At 66.6% G+C, this 22,690-nt stretch carries 17 protein-coding genes and 3 tRNA genes; 17 read left to right on the top strand and 3 right to left on the bottom strand.

The genetic code is table 11. From position 1 onward, the window contains the following. Positions 1-70: 70 nt before the first annotated feature. The 7 genes from gyrB to AC5592_RS05945 all read left to right on the top strand — a co-directional run bounded on the left by gyrB (position 71) and on the right by AC5592_RS05945 (position 6,326). On the top strand, positions 71-2,119 hold the full coding sequence (gene gyrB / locus AC5592_RS05975; RefSeq protein WP_036496910.1) for a DNA topoisomerase (ATP-hydrolyzing) subunit B: 2,049 nt from the start codon (positions 71-73) through the stop codon (positions 2,117-2,119). 61 nt (positions 2,120-2,180) lie between these two features. After that, positions 2,181-4,679, top strand: a complete 2,499-nt coding sequence (gene gyrA, locus AC5592_RS05970) for a DNA gyrase subunit A (protein WP_063008844.1) — start codon at positions 2,181-2,183, stop codon at positions 4,677-4,679. A gap of 79 nt (positions 4,680-4,758) precedes the next feature. Then, positions 4,759-5,730, top strand: a complete 972-nt coding sequence (locus AC5592_RS05965; RefSeq protein WP_036496915.1) for a DUF3566 domain-containing protein — start codon at positions 4,759-4,761, stop codon at positions 5,728-5,730. A 146-nt stretch (positions 5,731-5,876) separates the two neighbouring features. Continuing rightward, positions 5,877-5,950: transfer RNA gene (locus AC5592_RS05960), tRNA-Ile, on the top strand. A gap of 33 nt (positions 5,951-5,983) precedes the next feature. Next, positions 5,984-6,056 (top strand) — tRNA-Ala (locus AC5592_RS05955). 73 nt (positions 6,057-6,129) lie between these two features. Further along, positions 6,130-6,237, top strand: a complete 108-nt coding sequence (locus AC5592_RS05950) for a DLW-39 family protein (protein ID WP_210743954.1) — start codon at positions 6,130-6,132, stop codon at positions 6,235-6,237. A 16-nt stretch (positions 6,238-6,253) separates the two neighbouring features. Further along, positions 6,254-6,326 (top strand) — tRNA-Ala (locus tag AC5592_RS05945). Positions 6,327-6,393: 67 nt separating this feature from the next. Here AC5592_RS05945 and AC5592_RS05940 read toward each other — a convergent pair. Continuing rightward, positions 6,394-7,047: a TetR/AcrR family transcriptional regulator gene (locus tag AC5592_RS05940; RefSeq protein WP_063920249.1), complete on the bottom strand. Its 654-nt coding sequence runs from the start codon at positions 7,045-7,047 to the stop codon at positions 6,394-6,396. A gap of 178 nt (positions 7,048-7,225) precedes the next feature. On the opposite strand from AC5592_RS05940, the gene AC5592_RS05935 reads away from it, so the two are divergent. The 5 genes from AC5592_RS05935 to AC5592_RS05915 all read left to right on the top strand — a co-directional run bounded on the left by AC5592_RS05935 (position 7,226) and on the right by AC5592_RS05915 (position 14,264). Then, positions 7,226-9,019, top strand: a complete 1,794-nt coding sequence (locus AC5592_RS05935) for a multicopper oxidase family protein (protein WP_036507666.1) — start codon at positions 7,226-7,228, stop codon at positions 9,017-9,019. 6 nt (positions 9,020-9,025) lie between these two features. Further along, complete coding sequence (locus AC5592_RS05930) at positions 9,026-10,282, top strand: oxygenase MpaB family protein (RefSeq protein ID WP_063063698.1); 1,257 nt, start codon at positions 9,026-9,028, stop codon at positions 10,280-10,282. Beyond that, positions 10,279-11,343 (top strand): lipocalin-like domain-containing protein, encoded by a 1,065-nt coding sequence (locus AC5592_RS05925; protein WP_063063635.1) that lies wholly within the window; start codon positions 10,279-10,281, stop codon positions 11,341-11,343. Before AC5592_RS05930 ends, AC5592_RS05925 begins: the two co-directional genes overlap by 4 nt. 66 nt (positions 11,344-11,409) lie before the next feature. Continuing rightward, on the top strand, positions 11,410-12,972 hold the full coding sequence (locus AC5592_RS05920) for an FAD-dependent monooxygenase (RefSeq protein WP_157121606.1): 1,563 nt from the start codon (positions 11,410-11,412) through the stop codon (positions 12,970-12,972). Between the two features lie 158 nt (positions 12,973-13,130). Beyond that, a complete protein-coding gene (locus AC5592_RS05915; protein WP_063920260.1) occupies positions 13,131-14,264 on the top strand; it encodes an alpha/beta fold hydrolase in 1,134 nt (377 codons plus the stop codon). Here AC5592_RS05915 and AC5592_RS05910 read toward each other — a convergent pair. Next, positions 14,198-16,759 (bottom strand): winged helix-turn-helix domain-containing protein, encoded by a 2,562-nt coding sequence (locus AC5592_RS05910; protein WP_063063634.1) that lies wholly within the window; start codon positions 16,757-16,759, stop codon positions 14,198-14,200. The two genes, AC5592_RS05915 and AC5592_RS05910, sit on opposite strands and share 67 nt — an antisense overlap. Positions 16,760-17,075: 316 nt before the next feature. Between AC5592_RS05910 and AC5592_RS05905 the strand changes: the two genes are divergently transcribed. Further along, on the top strand, positions 17,076-18,188 hold the full coding sequence (locus AC5592_RS05905) for an AI-2E family transporter (RefSeq protein WP_036496919.1): 1,113 nt from the start codon (positions 17,076-17,078) through the stop codon (positions 18,186-18,188). 12 nt (positions 18,189-18,200) lie between these two features. Here the strand turns inward: AC5592_RS05905 and AC5592_RS05900 are convergent, their stop codons facing one another. Further along, positions 18,201-18,431: a DUF8691 family protein gene (locus AC5592_RS05900; protein WP_036496920.1), complete on the bottom strand. Its 231-nt coding sequence runs from the start codon at positions 18,429-18,431 to the stop codon at positions 18,201-18,203. 206 nt (positions 18,432-18,637) lie between these two features. On the opposite strand from AC5592_RS05900, the gene AC5592_RS05895 reads away from it, so the two are divergent. The 4 genes from AC5592_RS05895 (at position 18,638) to AC5592_RS05880 (ending at position 22,653) form a co-directional block, all read left to right on the top strand. Further along, the gene (locus tag AC5592_RS05895; RefSeq protein WP_036496921.1) at positions 18,638-19,051 is read left to right on the top strand and encodes a DUF7144 family membrane protein; all 414 of its coding nucleotides are present in this window, start codon (positions 18,638-18,640) and stop codon (positions 19,049-19,051) included. 74 nt (positions 19,052-19,125) lie between these two features. After that, complete coding sequence (locus tag AC5592_RS05890) at positions 19,126-20,133, top strand: adenylate/guanylate cyclase domain-containing protein (protein WP_036496922.1); 1,008 nt, start codon at positions 19,126-19,128, stop codon at positions 20,131-20,133. Positions 20,134-20,809: 676 nt separating this feature from the next. Next, positions 20,810-21,814: a daunorubicin resistance protein DrrA family ABC transporter ATP-binding protein gene (locus AC5592_RS05885; RefSeq protein WP_036496923.1), complete on the top strand. Its 1,005-nt coding sequence runs from the start codon at positions 20,810-20,812 to the stop codon at positions 21,812-21,814. Further along, positions 21,811-22,653: an ABC transporter permease gene (locus tag AC5592_RS05880; RefSeq protein WP_051024065.1), complete on the top strand. Its 843-nt coding sequence runs from the start codon at positions 21,811-21,813 to the stop codon at positions 22,651-22,653. The genes AC5592_RS05885 and AC5592_RS05880 overlap by 4 nt, the downstream gene beginning before the upstream one ends. Positions 22,654-22,690 lie beyond the last annotated feature (37 nt).

The following is a 22,690-nucleotide window of genomic DNA, read 5'->3' as shown; positions in this document are numbered from 1 at the left end:
CGGGGCTCGGTCTGTGTGTGTTGTCCGACGTCGCATCGAGGGATCAGCAAGTAAGGAGAGCTACCGAGCAGTGGCTGCCAACGACTCCAACGCAAGCGGCTCGTCCAAGGCGAAAGCGGGCAACAAGGACTACGGTGCCTCCAACATCACCGTTCTCGAAGGACTCGAGGCGGTCCGCAAACGCCCCGGTATGTACATCGGTTCCACCGGTGAGCGCGGTCTGCACCACCTGATCTGGGAGGTTGTGGACAACTCCGTCGACGAGGCGATGGCCGGCTACGCCAGCCGGGTCGACGTGACGCTGCTGGCCGACGGCGGCGTCGAGGTCGTCGACGACGGCCGCGGTATCCCGGTGGCGATGCACGCCACCGGTGTGCCCACGATCGAGGTCGTCATGACCCAGCTGCACGCCGGCGGCAAGTTCGACTCGGACGCCTACGCCGTGTCCGGTGGTCTGCACGGTGTCGGTATCTCCGTGGTGAACGCGCTGTCCAGCCGGATGGTCACCGAGATCGACCGCGATGGCTTCCATTGGAGCCAGGAGTACAAGGACGCCAAGCCCGGCAAGCTCGTCAAGGGCGAGCCCACCGACCGGACCGGCACCACGCAGCGCTTCTGGGCGGATCCGGACGTCTTCGAGACCACGACCTACAACTTCGAGACGATCTCGCGCCGGTTGCAGGAGATGGCGTTCCTGAACAAGGGCCTGACCATCACCCTCACCGACCAGCGGGTCAGCGAGGCCGAGGTCACCGACGAGGTGGTCAGCGAGACCGCCGAGGCGCCCAAGCACGACGAGGGCAGCGCCGCGCCGCCGGAGCCGAAGGTCAAGACTCGCACCTACCACTACCCGGGCGGGCTCGAGGATTTCGTCAAGCACATCAACCGCACCAAGCAGGCGATCCACAACACCGTCGTCTCGTTCACCAGCAAGGGCACCGGCCACGAGCTCGAGGTCGCGATGCAGTGGAATTCGGGGTACTCCGAATCCGTCCACACCTTCGCCAACACCATCAACACCCACGAGGGTGGTACCCACGAAGAGGGCTTCCGCGCGGCGCTGACCACCGTGGTCAACAAGTACGCCAAGGACAAGAAGCTCCTCAAGGAGAAGGACGGCAACCTCACCGGCGACGACATCCGCGAGGGTCTGGCCGCCATCGTGAGCGTCAAGGTCAGCGAGCCGCAGTTCGAGGGCCAGACCAAGACGAAGCTCGGCAACACCGAGGTGAAGTCGTTCGTCCAGCGCACCTGCAACGAACATCTCGCGCACTGGTTCGAGGCCAATCCGGCCGATGCCAAGACGATCGTGCAGAAGGCGGTGTCCTCCGCGCAGGCCCGCGTCGCCGCCCGCAAGGCTCGTGAGCTGGTGCGGCGCAAGAGCGCCACCGATCTGGGCGGGCTGCCGGGCAAGCTGGCCGACTGCCGGTCCAAGGATCCGAGCAAGTCCGAGATCTACATCGTCGAGGGCGACTCCGCCGGTGGCTCGGCGAAATCCGGTCGCGACTCGATGTACCAGGCGATCCTGCCGCTGCGCGGAAAGATCATCAACGTCGAGAAGGCGCGTATCGACCGGGTCCTCAAGAACAACGAGGTCCAGTCGATCATCACCGCCTTCGGCACCGGTATCCACGACGAGTTCGACATCTCGAAGCTGCGGTATCACAAGATCGTGCTGATGGCCGACGCCGACGTCGACGGCCAGCACATCTCGACCCTGCTGCTCACCCTGCTGTTCCGCTTCATGCGCCCGCTGGTCGAACACGGGCACGTGTACCTCGCCCAGCCGCCGCTGTACAAGCTGAAGTGGCAGCGCTCGGATCCGGAATTCGCCTACTCGGACCGCGAGCGCGACGGTCTGCTGGAGGCCGGCCTGGCCGCTGGTAAGAAGATCAACAAGGACGACGGCGTCCAGCGCTACAAGGGTCTCGGCGAGATGAACGCCAAGGAGCTGTGGGAAACCACCATGGATCCTTCGGTGCGGGTGCTTCGTCAGGTGACGTTGGACGACGCGGCCGCGGCCGACGAGTTGTTCTCCGTGCTGATGGGTGAAGACGTCGAGGCGCGTCGCAGCTTCATCACCCGCAACGCCAAGGACGTCCGCTTCCTCGATGTGTAACCGGTGCTGCGCGGTCCGCCCGCGCGCCCGTCACACCGCCCAGGCCTGTTAAGGAGAATTCATGACTGAGACCACCCTGCCGCCCGAAGGTGGTGCGGGCGACCGGATCGAGCCGGTCGACATCCAGAACGAAATGCAGAGCAGCTACATCGATTACGCGATGAGCGTGATCGTGGGCCGTGCGCTGCCCGATGTGCGCGACGGCCTCAAGCCGGTGCACCGGCGCGTGCTCTACGCGATGTACGACAACGGCTACCGGCCCGACCGCGGTTACGTGAAATCCGCGCGTCCGGTCGCCGAGACCATGGGTAACTACCACCCGCACGGCGACGCCTCGATCTACGACACCCTGGTGCGCATGGCGCAGCCGTGGTCGCTGCGGTATCCGCTGGTCGACGGGCAGGGCAACTTCGGCTCCCGCGGTAACGACGGCGCGGCCGCCATGCGGTACACCGAGTGCCGGCTCACCCCGCTGGCGATGGAGCTGCTCCGTGAAATCGACCACGAGACGGTCGATTTCACGCCGAACTACGACGGCCGCTCCCAGGAGCCCGTGGTTCTCCCCAGCCGGGTGCCGAACCTGTTGATGAACGGGTCCAACGGCATCGCCGTCGGTATGGCGACCAATATCCCGCCGCACAACCTGAACGAGTTGGCCGACGCCATCTACTGGGCGCTGGACAACTACGACGCCGACGAGGAGTCCACCCTCGCCGCGTGTATGGAGCGCGTCAAGGGGCCGGACTTCCCGACCTACGGCCTGATCGTCGGCAGCCAGGGCATCCACGACGCCTACACCACCGGACGCGGTTCCATCCGGATGCGCGGTGTGGTGGAGATCGAGGAGGACAATCGCGGTCGCACCACGATCGTCATCACCGAGCTGCCGTACCAGGTCAACACCGACAACTTCATCAACTCGATCGCCGAGCAGGTCAAGGACGGCAAGATCGCGGGTATCTCCGATATCCACGACGAATCCTCCGACCGCGCGGGTATGCGGATCGTGGTCACGGTCAAGCGCGATGCCGTGGCCAAGGTGGTGCTGAACAACCTCTACAAGCACACCCAGCTGCAGACCAGCTTCGGCGCCAACATGCTGTCGATCGTCGACGGTGTGCCGCGCACGCTGCGGCTGGACCAGATGATCCGGCTCTACGTCGATCACCAGTTGGACGTCATCGTCCGGCGCACCCGCTACCTGTTGCGCAAGGCCGAGGAGCGGGCGCACATCCTGCGCGGCCTGGTCAAGGCGCTGGACATGCTGGACGAGGTCATCGCCCTGATCCGGCGTTCGGCCAATACCGACACCGCGCGCACCGGCCTGATGGAACTGCTCGAGATCGACGAGATCCAGGCGACCGCCATCCTCGATATGCAGCTGCGGCGCCTGTCGGCCCTGGAGCGGCAGAAGATCATCGACGAATTGGCCCGCATCGAGGCCGAGATCGCCGATTTGAAGGACATCCTGGAGAAGCCGGAACGTCAGCGTGCCATCGTGCGCGACGAACTGGCCGAGATCGTCGAGAAGTACGGCGACGACCGCCGCACCAAGATCGTCGCGGCCGACGGTGACGTCGCCGACGAGGATCTGATCGCTCGCGAGGACGTCGTGGTCACCATCACCGCGACCGGCTACGCCAAGCGCACCAAGACCGATCTGTACCGCAGCCAGAAGCGCGGCGGTAAGGGCGTGCAGGGCGCGGGCCTCAAGCAGGACGATCTGGTCAAGCACTTCTTCGTGACCTCGACCCACGACTGGCTGCTGTTCTTCACCAACCTGGGCCGGGTCTACCGGGCCAAGGCCTACGAGTTGCCCGAGGCCAACCGCACCGCGCGTGGCCAGCACGTGGCCAACCTGCTGGCGTTCCAGCCGGAGGAGAAGATCGCCCAGGTCATCCGGATCAAGACCTACGAGGACGCCCCGTATCTGGTGCTGGCCACCCGCAACGGCCTGGTGAAGAAGTCGAAACTGACCGACTTCGACTCCAACCGCACCGGCGGCATCGTCGCGGTGAATCTGCGCGATGGTGACGAATTGGTCGGCGCCGCACTGTGTTCGGCCGAGGAGGATCTGCTGCTGGTGTCCGCGCACGGACAGTCGATCCGGTTCACCGCCAACGACGAGGTGCTGCGTCCCATGGGCCGCGCGACCTCGGGCGTGCAGGGGATGCGGTTCAACGCCGACGATGAGCTGTTGTCGCTCAACGTCGTTCGCGACGGCACCTATCTGCTGGTCGCGACCGCGGGCGGATACTCCAAGCGCACCGCGATCGAGGAGTACACCGCACAGGGCCGCGGCGGTAAAGGTGTGTTGACGATTCAGTACGACCCGAAGCGTGGCAGTCTGGTAGGAGCGCTCATCGTCGACGACGATGACGAGCTCTATGCCATCACGTCCGGCGGCGGTGTCATCCGGACGGCGGCGAATCAGGTACGCAAGGCGGGCCGGCAGACCAAGGGCGTGCGTTTGATGAACCTCGGCGAGGGCGATACCTTGCTGGCGATCGCTCGTAACGCTGATGAGCCCGACCAGGTTTCCGGTGAAGAAGAGGCCTGAGGCTCGGATTAGCGTTAGGTTCTGGAAGCGGTAATTTCTCCACAAGCAGCGGCGCCACGACGGATCGAAGGATTCTGCATTGACCACTCCGAATCAGCCGAACGACGAGCGAAACCACGCCAACGGTGTGACCGAGCGGATCGCACCGTCACCGATTCCGCCGCGGCCGGCGCCGCGGTCGGGGTCGTCGGCCGACAACGGCTCGGGTAGTTCGCCCGCAAACCCCGAGTCGCAAGGCGATTCCGCGAAGCCCGGCGGTTCGGCGCCGGAGGCCGGCGAGGCCGGTGACGGTCGTGGTTCTCGCTTCGAGGAGGGGTGGTCGCAGCTGCCGCAGCGGGAGCCGCAGTCGAATCTGAATCGCCCCGGCCAGGCCCCGGTGCAGGGCCGGGCGAATTCGCAGACCGGACTCGGTGGCGGGGTGAAGAACGCCCGCACCACCACCGACCTCGCGGCCAAGGCGGCGCGCAAGGAAGCGGCGATGGTGAAGTCCGTCGGCATCGACGGACCCACCCGCAGCATCGCCCGCCCGGAACTGATCAAGGATCTGCCCGATCTGTCGGATCTGCGTCATCCGATGCCGCAGGCCGACCCCGGTGCGGCACAGTCGGTTCCGATGGCGGTGAAGACCGCGGCGCCGACCGTCTCCCCGGCCGCGCAGGCGGCGGTCGCCCAGGCGGTCACCAGTGGTGAGCCGTTGCGGGCGACCGTGCAGGTGCGCCATATCGACCCGTGGTCGACGTTGAAGGTGTCGCTGGTGATCAGCGTCGCCATGTTCTTCGTGTGGATGCTGGCCGTCGGATTCCTCTACATCGTGCTGTCCGGCATGGGTGTGTGGGACCGCCTGAACAGCACCTTCACCGACATGGTGAACGACAACAACTCCTCGGCGACGACGATCATCGACGCCGGCAGCGTCTTCGGATACGCGGCCGTCATCGGCCTGATCAACGTGGTGCTGTTCACCGCGCTCTCGACGGTGGGTGTATTCATCTACAACCAGTGCACCGATCTGGTGGGCGGCGTGCAGGTGACGCTGGCCGATCCGGACTGACGACTCGCGACGCACGGCCGGCCGGTTCTCACCGGACCGGCCGTTCGTGCTTTACGGGCGCTCTGACCAGGCGTTTTGGAGAGCAATCGGAGGGTTGTGTAGTCTCTACCGAGTCAGTCACGACAACATGTCGAGACGAACACCACGGGCCTATAGCTCAGGCGGTTAGAGCGCTTCGCTGATAACGAAGAGGTCGGAGGTTCAAGTCCTCCTAGGCCCACATTCACACACCTGGTCGTCATCGACGGCTGAGGGGGCCTTAGCTCAATTGGCAGAGCACTGCCTTTGCAAGGCAGGGGTTAGGGGTTCGATTCCCCTAGGCTCCACTTCTTCTTCTCACGATCGGGCGGATCCGATCACTGTCTGCCGGGGCCGTCGCGGCACAGTAGGGTGGACGGCATGAAACTCCTTCTGACGATCGGTGTCATTGCCGCAGTTGTCTTCGCTGTCACCAAGGTTCGCAAGCGCAGCGAGGCGGATCTGTGGCACGAGGTGACCGCGCGCTGAGCCGTCACGCTCGACCGGGGCCTTAGCTCAATTGGCAGAGCACTGCCTTTGCAAGGCAGGGGTTAGGGGTTCGATTCCCCTAGGCTCCACAACGTTCACAGCTCCACAACGTTCACAGCTCCACAACGTTCACAGCTCACAAAATCCCGTCTCCACTCACGGCCGGGCCAGCAGGTCGATGACCGCCTGTACTTCCTCCGGTGTCGGGGTCGGCAGATTGTCGCGGCCGTGGATCAGCCCGATTCCCAGATACACCATCGCGCCGGCGCGCAGCCGCGCCTGAACCGGCTCGAAACCCAGATCGAGCATCGCTGTCTGCACGGTGCGGAAGATGCGCTGATCCAGCGCCCGGACCGCCGCCGCCACGGTGTCGTCGGTGCGTGACCACTCCCGCACCGATGCCTCGACCATCCAGTGCTTGGGATCCACCAGCATGGCCGCCATCTGTTCGATGCGGGACTCGACCGGAATCGAATCCAAGGCGGCGAGGGCGCGCACGGCTTCGCTCTGCATGTCGCCCCACCGGTCGGCCATCGCGGCCATCAGTTGTTCGAGATCGTCGAAATGCCAGTAGAAACTGCCCTTGGTGACGCCCAGTTCCTCGCACAGCCGGGGAATCCGGATCGCGGTCACACCCTCGCGCCCGAGCAGGTCCAAAGCGCCGTTCACCCAGTCGTCGTACGACAGCCGCGCCGTCCGTGGGCGGTTGCGATGTTGTGCCTCGGCCTTTTTGGACACCGCCTTCTTCGGCACTGCCTTCTCGGACACCGCCTTCTCGGCCGGGACCGGGGCCTTCTTCGGTGTCGTCATCCATTTACCGCCGAGTCGCCCAGGTCCATGACCCGATCGTAGGGGAGCCGGTCGGCTGGGGATTCGACGCGCATCCGGCGCACCTCCTCGGACCATTCAAACGAGTACCGTCCACTGTACTCAATGGTATGGTCGCTGCGACGGGTGACGATCGGTGTCACCTCGGAAGGTGCGAGGGATGTATCGACCGATCGGCCGCCGCGCGATGCTGCGCGGTTTCGGCGCGGGTCTGACGGCCGCGATGGCCGGGCGTGCGGTGACGGCCACCGCCGATCCCGCACCGGGCGGGTTCGAGAGTCCGCTGATATTCCATTCGCCACCGATGCGGCCCTTCGCCGACGAACTTCCGCGGCTACCCGTCGTCACCGGGAGTCACCTGGACCTCGTCGCGACCACCACCAGCCATCGCTTTCACCGCGATATGCCCGCGGTGCCCGCATTCGGATACAACGACCGGACGTATCTGGGCCCGACCGTCGAACACGAGGCCGGCCGCCCGCTCACCGTCCGATTCCACAACCGGCTCGGCGACCATCCGTTCGCGGCCGATATCGACCCCACGCTGCACGGGGTGCCGGAGAGTTACCGGACCACGGTCCCGGCCTCGCTGCATCTGCACGGCGGAGTGACGCCGCCCGCCAGTGACGGACATCCCGAACGCCTGGTCATGCCGGGACAGCACCTCGACCACGACTTCCCGCTGCGCCAGTCGGCCGGTCACCTCTGGTACCACGATCACGCGATGGGGATCACCCGCGCGAACGTCTACGCCGGATTGACGGGCATGATGCTGCTGCGCGACGAATTCGACACGGGAGCTACGGACAATCCGCTCGGGCTGCCGGCGGGGGAGTTCGAAATACCCCTGGTGCTGCAGGAGAAATTGTTCACGCCCGACGGCCGCCAGAGTCTGCGTTCGACCGCGGTGGTCCCGCCGGGTTCGTGGGAGGGCGGTGCGGTCGGCGACGTCGGGGTGGTGAACGGGGTGGTGTGGCCGCAGCTGCCGGTCGCGCGCGGGCTGTATCGATTCCGTGCGATCAATGCCGCCTCGTTCAGTACGTGGAATCTGTTCTTCGGCAATCGGATGCGGTTCTGGGTGATCGGAAACGACCACGGACTGCTCGATGCGCCGGTGCCGGTGCGTAATCTGCGGCTCGCTCCGGCCGAACGGATCGATCTGCTGGTGGATTTCGCCGATCTCGCGCCGGGGGAGACGGTCGACCTGTGCAACGACGAACAACCGGTGTTCCAGGCGGCGATCCTCGGGGAGGTCGCGATGCCGGTGTTCTGCCGCTTCCGCGCCGAGGATCGCGCGGGATTGCGTGGACCGGTGCCGCAGACGCTGCGCGGCGGGCCGCGACAGCCCGCGGTGCTGCCGCCGGTGCCGGTGCCGGCGCTGTCGCGCACCCTCACGATCAGCCAGCCCTATGAACTGCGGATGCCGCCCGCGATCATGTCGCTGAACAACCTGCGCTATTCGGATCCGGATATCGACATGCCGCGGCAGGGCACGACCGAGGTGTGGAACATCGTCAACATCACACCCGATCCCCATCCCATCCACATCCACCTGGTGGATTTCCGCATCCTGAGCAGGACGCCGCTGCGGACTGTGGATTATCAACTCGCTCATCCCCAACCGCCGATCGGCACCCGCTGGACTCCCGACCCGCAGGGTTTCCTCGCGGGCCCGGCGCTGCCGCCGGCGCCGTGGGAGAGCGGCCGCAAGGATGTGGTGCGAGTCGACGGCGGCACCGTCACCCGCATCGTGGTGCGATTTCCCACCTCCGACGAACTCGGCTTCGATCCCGACGCGTCGTTCCCCAGGATCGGCCCGCCGATGCCGGGTGCGGCGCATTCGGCGGAGCATGCCGCGCATCAGGATTCGGATCTGCGCGGTTTCGTCTGGCACTGCCATCTGCTCGATCACGAGGACCACGACATGATGCTGCGATTCCGAACGGTGCGGTGAATGCGAATGACGACCCAGCTACGAACCCTGAAATGCCCCAGCGCCTTCCGGTACTGGGAGGCCAAGCGGCAGCCCGCCGTCCAGCGGCTGGAAGCGATCGTGCGGAAGGTGACCGGCGCCGAACTCTTTCCGACCGACGACCAGGCGCGCGCCCTCACCGAGGACCTGTTCGCCGGTGATCCGGTCGCCGAACGATTCGTCGCCGAGGTGATGCACGGTCCCGGCGGTTCGGCGGCCGGCCGGGCTCTGCTGGACCGGGCGTTGGCCGAGGGGATCGATGCCGTTGCCGAGGCACCGGATTCGATGCGCGAACTGTTCGCCGAATTCGACACCGTGCCCGAATGGGTGCGTCCGGAACTGGTCGAACAGGGCGCGGCCATCTGGCGGCGCTGGGGCACCATGTTGTTCAGCTTCGCGGGTGCGGAAACGCTGGAGATGTACACCGAATCCGCGGTCGCCACGCCGCTGTCGCTGGCGGGCGGGTACGCCGGAAACAGTGCGCTGCGTAGGTATCTGGAGACCTGCCGATTCTGGATGGACGTCTCGCAGCCGAATGCGCTGCTGACGCCGGGGTCGACCGGGCGCGCCACCGCACTGAAGGTCCGAGTGATGCACGTGTCGGTGCGTGCGCGGGTGGCCGGCCATCCCGAATGGGCTATCGACAAGTGGGGACTGCCGATCAGCCAGACCTATCAATTGCTGACCCTGATCGCGGGCAGTGTGACACCCGGGCTCGGGCTGTGGGCACTGGGCTATCAGACCACGCCGTCGGAAATCCGTGCGCTGCTGCACTTTCAGAGGTACATGGGTTATCTGCTGGGCGTGCGTTTGCAGTGGCATCCCGAAACGGTGATCGACTCGCTGCGGGTGCTGGCGATGACGATCGCCTCGCGTTCCTACGACGCCGGTGTGCACGGCGCGGAACTGATCGAGTCCTATCCCGCCGCCTTCGCCCCGCGCCCCGAACACCGCGGCGCGAGCCGGTTGCGGGCGGCCTACAACTACCGCATCAACTCGGTGTATTCGGCGATGTACATGGCGCCCGGCACACGGCGCAAATACCGTATGCCCCCGGCCTTTCCCTGGCTGCTGATTCCGGTGCTGCGGCTCCCGTTGATCACCGCCATGGAATTCGTGCGCCGGATACCGCCGGTCGGGAGGCTGCACGAGAAGGTGATGGTCCGGCACCGGGAGAACTGGTACCGCGCCCAAATGCAGGGCCGGGAAGCGGAATTCGATGCGAGCGGAGCGTTGCGGCGATGAACGACACAGCCATTGTCGAGGCATGGAACGGTCCTGGCCGCCGGGACGGCGAACTCACCACGGTCGAGCCGCGGCACAACGCACTCCACCCCGCGGCGAGTTCGCTCGCCTTCGAGCACTGGTATTTCGACGCGCATCTCGACAGCGGGCACACCGTCGTCGGATTTCTCACCAAACGCCGCCCCGAGGATTTCCCGCACGCGCGTCCCTGGGTCGAGTTGATGGTCTACGAACCGGACGGCACCCGCCGGCAGGTCTCGCGGAAGTATCCCCGCAATCAGGCGTCGTTCGATGCGCGATCCTGTGATGTGCGGATCGGAAACAACCGCGCCTACACCGAATTCCGGCCCGGCGGGTTGCCGACACACCATCTGCGACTGGCCGAGGACGGTCTGGAATTCGACCTGCGCTTCGACAACGAACTGCCCAGCTGGATGCCGGGACAGGGCGAAACGCATTTCGGCGGCGGTGATTCCTTCGGCTGGGTGGTCGGCGCGCCGCGAGCCCGGGTGAGCGGCACCGTGACCATCGACGGCGTCGAGCGGTCCGTGACCGGTCGCGGTTACGCCGACCACAACTGGGGCGTCGGCGATATGCGCAAGATCATCGAGCGCTGGCACTGGGGCCGGCTGTATGTCGAGGACTATTCGCTGCTGTTCGCCGACGTGCTGACCCAGCAGCGCCGCGGAGCGCACGAGATCGCGCCGCTCATGCTGGCTCATCGGGACCGCATCGTCCTCTCGACCGGCGAGACGACCTTGCGGGAGGGGCCGGCGCGGTTCGACGCCACCGCCGGGCGCGGCTATCCGGAGTGGATCGAACTGCGCGTACCCGATCAGGTCGAGTTGCGGCTGACCGTCGATCGGGTGATTCACGCCCACGATCTCCTCGACGATATTCCGGTGGTCGGCACCCGATTGCTGAAACCGCTGGCGCACAGGTTGATCGGTCATCCGGGCTATTTCCGATTCGAATCCACCTTCGAACTCACCGTGCTCGGCGGGACCGAACCGGTCCGGCGCACCGGCACCGCCTTGCACGAACTGGTGGCGCTCACCTGAGCCTTGCGCGAGCCGCGCATTCGCGGTGCAAGGGAGCTGCAAGCGACCGGCGGCAGGGTCGATGTCATGAGCGAGACATTCGATGTGGTGGTCGCCGGTGCGGGCCCGGTCGGGCTGATGCTGGCATGTGAACTGCGGCTGGCCGGCGTCGACGTGCTGGTCGTGGAGCGCCTGACGGAGATCGATCGGACCATCAAGGCCGGAGCGATCAATGTGCCGACGGCACAGGCCTTCGATCGGCGCGGACTGTTGCCCGAGTTGCTGTCGCATCAGCAGGCGGCGGTCGAGCGGATGAAGGCGTTCACCGGTGGGACGGCGGGCGCCGCGAACCGGCCGCCGATCGCGGGCCATTTCGCGGGAATCATGTTGTCGTTCGACCTGATCGACGCGGAAGATCCGGCCTTCGCCGGCGTGGGGCCGGCAGGGCGGGCCGTGCTGGTGAGCCAGCAGGGCATCGAGGAGATTCTCGGTGCGCGCGCGGCGGAACTCGGCGTGGTGGTGCGCCGGGGTGTGCATCTGACCGATCTGACCGACCACGGCGATGCGGTGACGGTGCGCTGCCGTTCCGGCGAGGGCAACGGTGGCGAAGAGAGCGGCCGTTTCGACGAGATCCGTGCTTCGTGGCTGGTGGGTTGCGACGGCGGACGCAGCACCGTCCGCAGACTCGCCGGCTTCGACTTCCCGGGTATCGGGCCGGAGATCACCGGGCGGCAGGCGGTGGTGGAGATGTCGGAAACCGAAGGGCTGCGGCCGGGTTGGCACGACACCGACCATGGCATCTATGTCTACGGACCGACTACCGGCCGTTTTCTGACCGTCGAACTCGACGGACCGCCCGTCGATCGTGACGCGCCGATCACGGCCGCCGAGCTGGAGGCGAGCCTGCGCCGGGTCGCCGGGGTACCCGTGCGGGTCTCGGCGGTGCATTCGGCGACCCGGTTCACCGACAACACCCGTCAGGTGCCGGACTATCGCAAGGGCCGCGTGCTGCTCGCCGGCGATGCGGCGCACGTGCATTCGCCGTTCGGCGGACAGGGCCTGAATCTGGGAATCGGCGATGCGGTCTGTCTCGGCTGGAAGCTGGCCGCGGTCGTCGACGGCCGGATGGACGAGCGGCTCCTGGACACCTACACCGCCGAGCGGTATCCGATCGGCGCCTGGGTGCTGGAATGGACTCGCGCGCAGGTCGCGCTCATGCGGCTGGATCGGCGCAGTAAGGCACTGCGGGCGGTGATGTCCGAACTGCTGTCCACCGGCGACGGCGCGACCACCGTGTTCAAACGGATCTCCGGCGTCCTGCACCGTTACCACCTGGGCGGCGACCACGAACTGGTCGGCACCATCGTTCCCGATCGCGACCTCTCCGACGGGACTCGCGTGGCCGAACACTTCACCTTCGGCCAGGGCGTGCTGTTCGACTTCGCCGACTCCGCGGAGCTGCGCGCCGCGGCGGCGCCGTGGCAGGACCGGGTACGGATCGTCACGGCGAAGCCGCTGAACGCCTCGGACGGGACCGGTGCCGGCGAGGCGGCCGGGGTGCTCGTCCGTCCGGACGGATATGTCGCGTGGGCAGCCACCGAGGGTGTCGAGGGTGTGACGACGGCGCTGACTCGCTGGTTCGGTCGGTGAGCGCGATTCCCGCCGACCTTACCGAACGTGTTATATGTAACTTCGCGTAGCGGGCAGATGCGCTGCCTGCCTACCATCGAATGGCTATCGTTCGTCGAGGTGCCGGTGTGGACCGGCGTGCTGCGGGAATCGCGGCCGGGAGTGGAAGGGAACAGCCCGTGGTCGCGATCGTTGCGGATCTGCCGCGCGCGGCGCGCAATATCTGGGCGGTGTCGTTCGGCGACGGAATCGAGCCCTACCGGCCGGCGCCGTCCACACCGATCAGCGAGCAGCCGCACAATCGACTGCTGCGCTACGACCGTGACGAACCCGGTACCGGGAATCCGGTGCTGCTGGTACCACCACTCGCGGTCACGCCGGCCTGCTTCGACCTGCGGGACGGCCAGAGCCTCGTGCGCTATCTGCTCGCCATCGGCAAGCAGCCGTATGTGGTCGACTACGGCGATTTCGATTACGGCGACCGGGATCTCGGCCTCGAGCACTGGACCCACGGCATCGTGCCGGACGCGGTGCGCCGCGTCGCCGCCGAACACGGACGACCCGTGGACGTGATCGGCTGGTCGCTGGGTGGTGCGCTCGCGATGATCGCCGCGGCGGCCCATGCGGATCTGCCGATCGCGTCGGTCACCGGCCTGGCCACACCGTTCGACCAGCGCCGCACCCCGTTCCTGGTGCCGGTCCGGATGGCGGGGAAGCTGACCGGTGGACGCGGCGTCGCCCTGGCGACGAAATTGCTCGGCGGGGCGCCGCGCGAGCTGGTCCGGCTCGGCTTCCGGTTACAGGCCTTCGATCGCGAGCTGACCCGTCCGCTGTTCATCGCCCGGCATGCCGCCGACACCGAGGCGCTGGCCCGCATGGAAGCGGTCGACCGCTTCATGGCGACCATGCCCGGCTATCCCGGACGTTCGCTGTGGCAGATCTATCGCAGTCTGGTGTTGCGAAACGAATTGGCGGACGGTGTGATTCGACTGCGCTCGGATCTCGTCGTGGATCTGTCGAAACTGACCTGCCGGGTGCTGCTGATCGGCAGCCGCACCGACATGCTGGTGCCCGCCGGTTCCACCCGCCGCGGTGTGGAACTGCTCACCGGCGCCGCCGAGGTGCGGTTCGTGGAGGTGTCCGGCGGACATCTGGGCCTGATGGTGGGTCCCGACGCGGCCGGCTCGACCTGGCCCGCGATCGGCGATTTTCTCGGCGACCCTTCGGCCGGCTCGGCCGATTCCGATCAGATCAAACCGAGTTCGCGCGCCCGTGCGATGGCCTCGGCCCGGGATCCGCTACCCAGTTTGTGATAGATGCCGCGTAAGTGGGTTTTGACGGTATTGATCGAAACACCCATGCCCTCGGCGATATTCAGCGTCGTCATCCCGGACGGCAGCTGGCGCAACACCGACATCTCGGTTTCGGTCAGTCCAGGGTTGTGCGCCGCGCCGCGAGCCGACGGATGGGACCGGATCAGATCGACCAGCCGGTCGTGGTGACCGAAACGGCCGACCGAACCGTCCAGTAACGCAACGATTCCCGGCACCTCCAGGAACGGTCGCACGATCCGGTCGTCGGCGGCGTGATTCAGCGCCTGCGCCAGCGCCTCGTAGGCCTTGACCGGACGGTCGAGATGGTCGGATGCGGAGGCGTACAAGAGCCAGCCGGTGACGGCGGTGAGCGCGGGCAGTCCCTCGGTCCGGCGCAGCAATGGCTGCAGCAGTTCGAGTGTCGTCGACGAGGTCTGCGCGTACTCCGACAGGCAGGCCTGCGCCAGCACGACATCGGGTGTGTGGCCCAGCACCGCGATCGCTCGCTCGACCAGAGTCTGTGCGCCGACGCGGGATTGGATCCGCAGCAGTGCCGACACCGTGTGCAGGACCAGATTGCCCGCGGAGCGCGGCGGTGTCGGCTCGGCGAGCATGTCGAGCAGTTGCATCCGCAGCGTATCGGCGGCCAGGAAACGATCTGTGGCGGAATCGAATTCGATCAGCCGGAGCAACGCCAGCGCCTGCCGGTCGGCGGTCGGCGCGGGAGAGAGGCCGCTCGTCGTGGCGGGCGGGAGCTGCCCGTGGGCCTCGATCGGATCGCCCTGCAGGTAATGCGCGTAGGCGATCATCGCTTGGGCATGCGTCATCGCGGAATGTGTTCGCAGTCCGTACTTCTCGGCGAGTTCCACGGCGTGTTCGGCCCGCTTGCACATCACCGTGAGATGGCCGCCGATACCGCCGCACAGTGCCAACCGCGTCGCCGCCGGCACGACGAAGCGGCCCAGTCCGGCGTGTTCGGCCAGCGCGAGCGCCTGCCACAGTCCCGATTCGGCGCGCGCCACATCGCCGCGATGCAGATGCGCGTTGGCCACCTGCGCGACGATGTAGCAGTCCAGTTCGGCCTGACCGGTCGGCGTGGGCGTCGCCGGCTCGGGCGCAGCGGGTTCGGCGCCCGTCAACACCGCGACATCCGCGACCACCGCGGTGCGCAGGGCGATCAGCCAGGACGCGGGTACCAGGGCGGAGGCCGAACAGGGTTCTGCTTCGAGTCGATCCAGATATGCCGTGCACGCCGCCACGTCCCCGCGGCTCACGGCCTCGGCGATGCGCAGCAGCTGGACGAATTGATCGTCGGCGAGTTCGCCGACGTCGTCGAGCCGGGCGAAGAAGGACGGCCCTTCCCCGCCGAACACCAACCTCGGGCCGTGTTCGCGGATGAACCGCGACAGCTGCGGGTGCCCCGGTACGGCGAGCACATGATGCAGTGCCGCGGAGGGCATCCGGGCATCGATGAACCATGCCGAACAGCTGCGGTGAAGGCGTGGCAGCCGGTTCGCAAGCGTGCGCGCGGCCTCGGCGAGCAGGTAGGCCCGCAGCATCGGGTGATAGCTGTGCCACAGTTCGCCGTAACGTGCCACGCACGTGATCGGCAGGTTGTTGCGCAGCAGATATTCCAGTGTGGCCGGGGCGGATTCGCCGACCAGCTCGGTGGCCAGCGCGACACTGAACTCCTCGGGTACCGCGGTGGCGAGCAGGAAGTGCAGCGCGTCGTCGGGCAGCGCGCCCAGTAGCTCGCCGACGAGGAAGTCGCTGATGGCGTGGGGCGCGCGGGCCAATGCCGCCAACGCGGTCGGCCGGTCCTGCGGATTCGCGGCCAGGTAGATCGCGGCGATCCGTACGAGTGCGGCCCAGCCGCAGGTCAGCCGTTGGATCCCGGCGATATCGGCAGCGCTCAGGTGGAGGTTGTGCTGGCCGAGCAGGGCCGCGGTGCGTTCGTCGTCGAGCGCGAGTTCGCGCGCGGTCAGACGGGTGAGCCGGCCACTCAGCTCGAGCCCGTGCCATCGCAGCGGCGGATCGAACCGGCCGGTGACGATCGTCGTGAGGGTCGGCGGTGCGTTTTCGACGACATACTCCAGCCCCGCCAGGGCCAAGGGGTCGGTGAGCAGGTGGGCGTCGTCGAGGACGAGCACCGTCGGTTCGGCTCGCTCGGTCAGCCGGTCCACCAGTGTCGCCGGTTCGGCGAGCGGACCGGTGGGGTCCCGGTCCGGTGATCCGACGGGGAGGTCGAGCACTCCGGCGATCGCACGCCACAGATCGGCCGATTCGCCGCGGCGGCCGGTGAAGGTCAGCCAGCCCACCCGGCAGTCGGAATGCCGGGTCGCCAGTCGCGTCACCCAGTCGGCGGCCAGGACGGTCTTGCCGGTTCCCGCGGGGGCGCAGATCAATACGGCCTGTCCGGCGCCGGTCGTCGCCGCCTCGTCGATGCGGGCGTGAGCGGCGGGAAGCGACAGCGGTACGAAGGAGAGTTCCGGCACGCCGAGTTGGAGGCCACTGCGGATGGTGGCAATGGTTGAGCTATCGGATAGCGATCGCGTTGTTCTGGGCGAAGCGTTCAAAGCGCCTCCCGGAGCTGTGCCTTCGCCGAAGGCAATGTCGGTGAAGCCTGCTTTCTCCAAACTGAAACGTACACTAATCATTTGCTGAAATCGGGCAAAATGTGTGTTCCATCATGATTTCGAATTGGACTCGGGCCGTCGAATTCGGCCGTGGCGCAGGACCTACCGGGCCGGTCGGAGCCGTAGTGTCGGTCGGAGAATCGACAGTCCGGTCAGTGGCGGCGAGGTAATTCCGATGCAATTGCGACGAGATCGGCCCGCGCGGGCCGAGCGAGCGGCTCCGCCACCCGCTTCCGGGGGAACATGGCCGCTTCCGCGCGGACTGATCGTGATGCTGTCCGTCGCCGGCGCGGTGGTGGCAGTCCTGGGAATGAGGGCGTTCGCCGGTGTGCTCGGTCCCACCTTCCTGGCGCTGATGCTGACCATGGCCGTTCAGCCGGTGCAGACCTGGGTACAGCGGCGCGGCTGGCGCCCGTGGATCGGGATGGTGGCGGCGCTGATCCTGGTCGTACTGATCCTGCTCGTCCTGCTCGGCGCGCTGGTGCTCTCGATCGCGCAATTGGCATCCGAACTGCCGAAATACTCCGACAAACTCGATGACATGCTCAACGGCGTGCGGGATACGCTCGCCGATCTGGGGGTGGACACCGAGCAGATCCACAACGCGCTCAACGGTCTGGATGTGGGCAAGGTCGTCGATGTCCTGTCCGTCGCGCTGAGCAATGCGCTCGGAATCTTCTCCAATCTGTTCTTCGTGCTGGCATTGCTGCTGTTCATGGCGATCGACGGCATGATGATCGATCGGAAACTGGCGGTGGTCGCCAAGGCTCGACCCGAAATCGCGTATGCGCTGGGCGTATTCGCCAGCGGCACCCGGAAGTACCTGGTGGTTTCCACGGTGTTCGGCTTGATCGTCGCCATCTTCGACGGCGGTGCGCTGTGGCTGATGGGCGTGCCGCTTCCGCTTTTGTGGGCGCTGCTGTCGTTCATCACCAACTACATTCCGAATATCGGTTTCGTCATCGGCTTGATTCCGCCGGCGCTGCTGGCGCTGCTCGACAGCGGGCCGATGCTGATGGTGTGGGTGATCGTCGTCTACTCGGTGATCAATTTCGTCATCCAGTCGATCATCCAGCCCAAATTCGTCGGGGATGCGGTCGGCCTCAGCGTGACCGTGACGTTCCTGTCGCTGGTCTTCTGGTCGTGGGTCCTGGGGGCGCTCGGTGCGCTGCTGGCGATTCCGCTGACCCTGTTGATGAAGGCGCTGCTGCTCGATATCGATCCGACCACCCGGTGGGTCGGCGTGCTGATCCAGGACCGGGCGCCCGATCCGGACGAGGCACCGTAGCCGGCGGCGACCTCAGCCGGCGGAGTCGGGCAGTTGTGCCATTCCCAGCAGTGTCAGTCCGAGCGAATCGATCCGCGCGAGCACACCCCGCATGGCGGTGGCGTCGGAGAGTGCGCCGAACAGCGTGGTCGTGCCCGCCGAGGAATGCTCGCTACGGCTCAACTCCGGAAATGCCGCCAGGGCCCGCTCGGACAATTCACCATCGATGACGAACTGATAGCGGATCGACAACGACCAACTCACCTCCTCGGCCGGGTTGCCTGCTCGCCTCCAGGCTCGTGCACAACCGCTGGTGGTCGCCTCATCCGCCCGGGATGAGCTCGAGATCCGGCCGCGAACCGGTCCGGCGGAACGACCGCGCCCGATACTCACCCGCCACGGGTGAAGTCACGGCGCGTCGCGATGGGCACATTCAGGGGAAAGCCCCTCGGCTGGGAAGGAGTTCTGCCATGACCACAACCCCGCAGGAGCATCCGGTACGTCAGGGCATCGCCGCCGGAACCTCGATCGGCGCGGCGATCCTGCTGGTCACCGTCGGTGTGCTCTCGATTCTGGAAGGAATTTCGGCGGTCGCCAACGACAACCTGTTCGTCGTGGGGATCGACTACGTCTACCAGTTCGACACCACGACCTGGGGATGGATCCACATCGTGCTGGGGATCCTGCTGGTCATCGCCGCCCTCGGTCTGATGGCCGGCACCACGTGGGGCCGGATCGTGGCAATCACGTTGGCGGCGTTGTCGATTCTCGCGAACTTTTTGTGGCTGCCGTACTACCCGGCGTGGTCGATCCTGGTGATCGCGTTGAATGTCGTAGTGATCTGGGCGGTCGCCACCTGGCAGCCCGGCCCGGACCGCGTGTGACCGACCGGGTCGCTCGGCTGTGACAAGTCATCGGCGGGCGACCCGGCTCCGGCGGGATCCGTATCGTCGGAATTATGGCCTCCCCGGAGCTGTCGAAGCTGGTCCAGTCGGTCGTCGAGCCCTATCTACTGGAGGGACCTCGCCGCTACAACCGGGTCGAGGTCGCGGAACTGTCGGGTGTGCCGGCCGAGCTGTCCCGGCGGCTGTGGGTTTCGCTCGGCTTTCCGGCTCATGACGACGACGCCGCGGTGGAATTCACCGACGGCGATGTGAACGCGGTCCGGAACTTCCGCAGTCTCGACGCGCTGGCCGGCGCCGATGTGCGCCGGCAGCAGGCGGCCGCGCGCACCCTCGGGCAGTCGATGGCGCGATTGGCGGAATGGCAGGTCGATCTGGTCGCGGAGGAGATCGCCGACCGGATCCGGTCGATCACGGCGGGCGATCCCGGGGTGGACCAGGACAAGGTGGCCCGGGAGGCGACCGCCGAGGTGGTGTCGGCGCTGCAGCAACTGCAGGCATATGCGTGGCGGCGGCATCTCGCGGCGGCGCTGACCCGGTCCCTGGCCGGCGACGGCACCGGAGAAACGTTGCGGGAGTTGGCCGTCGGATTCGCGGATATGGTCGGCTACACCCGGCTGACCCGGCATCTGGAAGCCGATGAACTGGACGATCTGCTCGAGTCGTTCGAATCCGTCACCACGGATGCGATCACCGCGAACGGTGGCTGGACCATCAAGAACGTCGGCGACGAGGTCATGTTCGCGGCCGAATCCGCGGTGGCCGCCGGCCGGATCGCATTGGCGATCCAGGAAGCCACGACGAGTGCCGGAACCACCCCTGAACTGCGGGTCGGGCTGGCCTATGGGCAAGTGTTGCAACGGTTCGGTGATCTCTACGGTTCGGTGGTGAATACCGCGGCACGGCTGACCGGTGTCGCGCGGCCGGGCACCGTCCTGGTGGACGACGGTGCGGCAACACAATTGGCGGACGAACCCGAGTTCTCGCTGCGGAATCTGCGCAGTGTGCGAGTGCGTGGAATCAACCGTCTGGGTTCGCATGTGCTGCGGCGGAACCCGGGCTGAATGCGCTGTCGCGCAACGGGGGAAGCGTTCCGTGTGCCGCTCGGAAAGTCCGGGAATTGGAAGCGGGCCTCGGCGAAGGGGGGGAGTTAGCCGAGGCCCGCGTAGGGTCGGCCCGGGGGGGAGGGGCCGACGTGACTGATCCTACGCGACGATTCTCGTTTGTGTCTGCATGAGGGGCGCTAGTTTCGAAATTTTTTTCTCTGGCGTGTTGCGGGGCGGCTCGTCCGGTTTGCCGAGAGCCGGACAGCCGTCACGGTGGCGATCGCGAAATATGTTGCGACGCAGCGGAATAAACTTGTTCCACGTGAAACGATCGGCGGTGGCCGGGCCTCGTCGCCGGCGTCGAATTCGGTAGCTGTGCGGGTGTGGCGCCGCCCGGTCGTGGGCGTTTTCACACCTTTGGGGCTTTACGCGAGCGACGGTAGGTAGCCGCGCGGGACGTACTCGAGTAGCGCACTACTCGCGACCTTCGAGGGCGGGCGCGGGAGTATCGAATCGGTCGCATCCCGCCGGCACCCCCGAGCACCGCCGGATCCCGGGATGCGACCACCTCCGTTTCCCGGCCGGTCGAGTCGGTGCCCGATGGGGGCTTATTCGGATGAACTTGTCGGTGGTGTGGGCAATACTGCACGGCAGTAGCAAACCTCACATCCACATCGAACGGCAGGGGAAAAGCATGCCCGACGCCATCATCGCCGAGGGTTTGGTCAAGAAATACGGTCGGCTCGTCGCCCTCGACGGGCTCGATCTCGCGGTTCCCGAGGGAACGGTGACCGCACTGCTCGGCCCCAACGGCGCCGGGAAGACCACGACCGTCCGGGTGCTGACCACGCTGCTCACACCCGATGCCGGCCGCGCCACCGTCGCCGGTATCGATGTCCTGCGCGAACCGCAGCGGTTACGCGCGCACATCGGCGCCTCCGGCCAGTACGCGGCCGTGGACGAATACCTCACCGGCTTCGAGAATCTGGAGATGGTGGGGCGGCTCTACCACCTGGGCATCCAACGCAGTAAACAGCGTGCCCGGGAACTGCTCGAACGCTTCCGGCTCAGCGATGCGGCCGACCGGCCGGTGAAGGGATACTCCGGCGGGATGCGCCGCCGCCTGGACCTGGCCGGCGCCCTGGTGGCGAATCCGCCGGTGTTGTTCCTCGACGAGCCCACCACCGGCCTCGACCCGCGGGCCCGGCTGGATCTGTGGGATGTGATCGAGGAACTGGTCGCCGGCGGTACCACCCTGCTGCTGACCACGCAGTACATGGAGGAAGCGGACCGGCTGGCCGATGCGATCGCGGTGATCGACCACGGCACGGTCATCGCGCGCGGCACCGCCGACGAGCTCAAGGCCCTGGTCGGCGGCGACCGGATCGAGCTCACCGTCGAGCACGCCGACGTCCTCGCCGTCGCGCAGCAGGCCTTGGCCGGGCTCGCCGTCGGCGATATCCACGTCGAACCGGGATTGCGGCGGCTCACCATCCCCGTCGACGACGGCTCACAGGCGCTGGTCGACACCATCGAGCGGCTGTCCGCGCACCGGGTGCGCATCCAGGACGTGGGCCTGCGGCGGCCCTCGCTCGACGACGTCTTCCTCACCCTGACCGGGCACGAGGCCGCCGACTCCATCGACCCGGCCGATGCCGCGCAGACCCTCGAACAAGCCACGGAAGGACACAGCAGATGATCACCGCGGCGATCGATACCCGCAGACCGACGCTGGCCGAACGCGCGGCCATCGTGGCCGGTGACAGCCTGACCATCGCCAAGCGCAACGTCATCAAGATCAAACGAGTGCCCGACGTGCTGATCTTCTCGACGCTGTCGCCGATCATGTTCGTCCTGCTGTTCGCCTACATCTTCGGATCGGCGATCAGCGTGCAGGGCACCTCGTATCGCGAATTCCTGATCGCCGGCATCTTCGCCCAGACCTCGGTCTTCGGCGCCACGTTCACCGGCACCAGCCTGGCCGAGGATATGCAGCGTGGAATCATCGACCGGTTCCGCTCGCTGCCGATGGCGCCCTCGGCGGTCCTGGTCGGACGCACCGTGGCCGACGTCGCCATCAATGTGGTGAGCCTGGTGGTGATGTCGGTGACCGGACTGCTCGTCGGCTGGCGCATCCACGGCTCCTTCCTCGAGGCCGTGCTGGCCTATGTCCTGCTGCTGCTGTTCGCCTACGCGATTTCCTGGATCATGGCCGTGGTCGGTCTGCTGGTGCGGGCGCCGGAAGTGTTCAACAACGCCAGTTTCATGGTGATCTTCCCGCTGACCTTCATCGCCAACACTTTCGTGCCCAGCGACGTGCTGCCCACGCCGCTGCGCGTGGTCGCGGAATGGAATCCGGTCTCGGCGGTGACGCAGGCGACGCGCGATCTGTTCGGCAACACGAGTCCGGCGAATCCCACGCCTGATGTGTGGTCGCTGCAGCATCCGGTGGCGACGACATTGATCTGGGTGGTGGCGATTCTGGTGATCTTCGTGCCACTGGCACTGCGTCAGTTCAAGCGGTCCGTCAGCCGATGAGGCTCTCACCTGGCGCTACTGCGGGCGGCCCGGGGCT

The organism is Nocardia violaceofusca NBRC 14427 (genome assembly GCF_963869435.1).
GTDB classification, from domain to species: domain Bacteria; phylum Actinomycetota; class Actinomycetes; order Mycobacteriales; family Mycobacteriaceae; genus Nocardia; species Nocardia aobensis.
This window is presented reverse-complemented; position numbering and strand designations above follow the sequence as displayed.

Coding starts and splice junctions, on each gene's coding strand:
- AC5592_RS05905 (WP_036496919.1), top strand. CDS start 17,076: ATGCAATTGCGACGAGATCGGCCCGCGCGGGCCGAGCGAGCGGCTCCG.
- AC5592_RS05895 (WP_036496921.1), top strand. CDS start 18,638: ATGACCACAACCCCGCAGGAGCATCCGGTACGTCAGGGCATCGCCGCC.
- AC5592_RS05930 (WP_063063698.1), top strand. CDS start 9,026: ATGACGACCCAGCTACGAACCCTGAAATGCCCCAGCGCCTTCCGGTAC.
- AC5592_RS05925 (WP_063063635.1), top strand. CDS start 10,279: ATGAACGACACAGCCATTGTCGAGGCATGGAACGGTCCTGGCCGCCGG.
- AC5592_RS05935 (WP_036507666.1), top strand. CDS start 7,226: ATGTATCGACCGATCGGCCGCCGCGCGATGCTGCGCGGTTTCGGCGCG.
- AC5592_RS05950 (WP_210743954.1), top strand. CDS start 6,130: ATGAAACTCCTTCTGACGATCGGTGTCATTGCCGCAGTTGTCTTCGCT.
- AC5592_RS05880 (WP_051024065.1), top strand. CDS start 21,811: ATGATCACCGCGGCGATCGATACCCGCAGACCGACGCTGGCCGAACGC.
- gyrA (WP_063008844.1), top strand. CDS start 2,181: ATGACTGAGACCACCCTGCCGCCCGAAGGTGGTGCGGGCGACCGGATC.
- AC5592_RS05885 (WP_036496923.1), top strand. CDS start 20,810: ATGCCCGACGCCATCATCGCCGAGGGTTTGGTCAAGAAATACGGTCGG.
- AC5592_RS05890 (WP_036496922.1), top strand. CDS start 19,126: ATGGCCTCCCCGGAGCTGTCGAAGCTGGTCCAGTCGGTCGTCGAGCCC.
- AC5592_RS05920 (WP_157121606.1), top strand. CDS start 11,410: ATGAGCGAGACATTCGATGTGGTGGTCGCCGGTGCGGGCCCGGTCGGG.
- AC5592_RS05940 (WP_063920249.1), bottom strand. CDS start 7,047: ATGACGACACCGAAGAAGGCCCCGGTCCCGGCCGAGAAGGCGGTGTCC.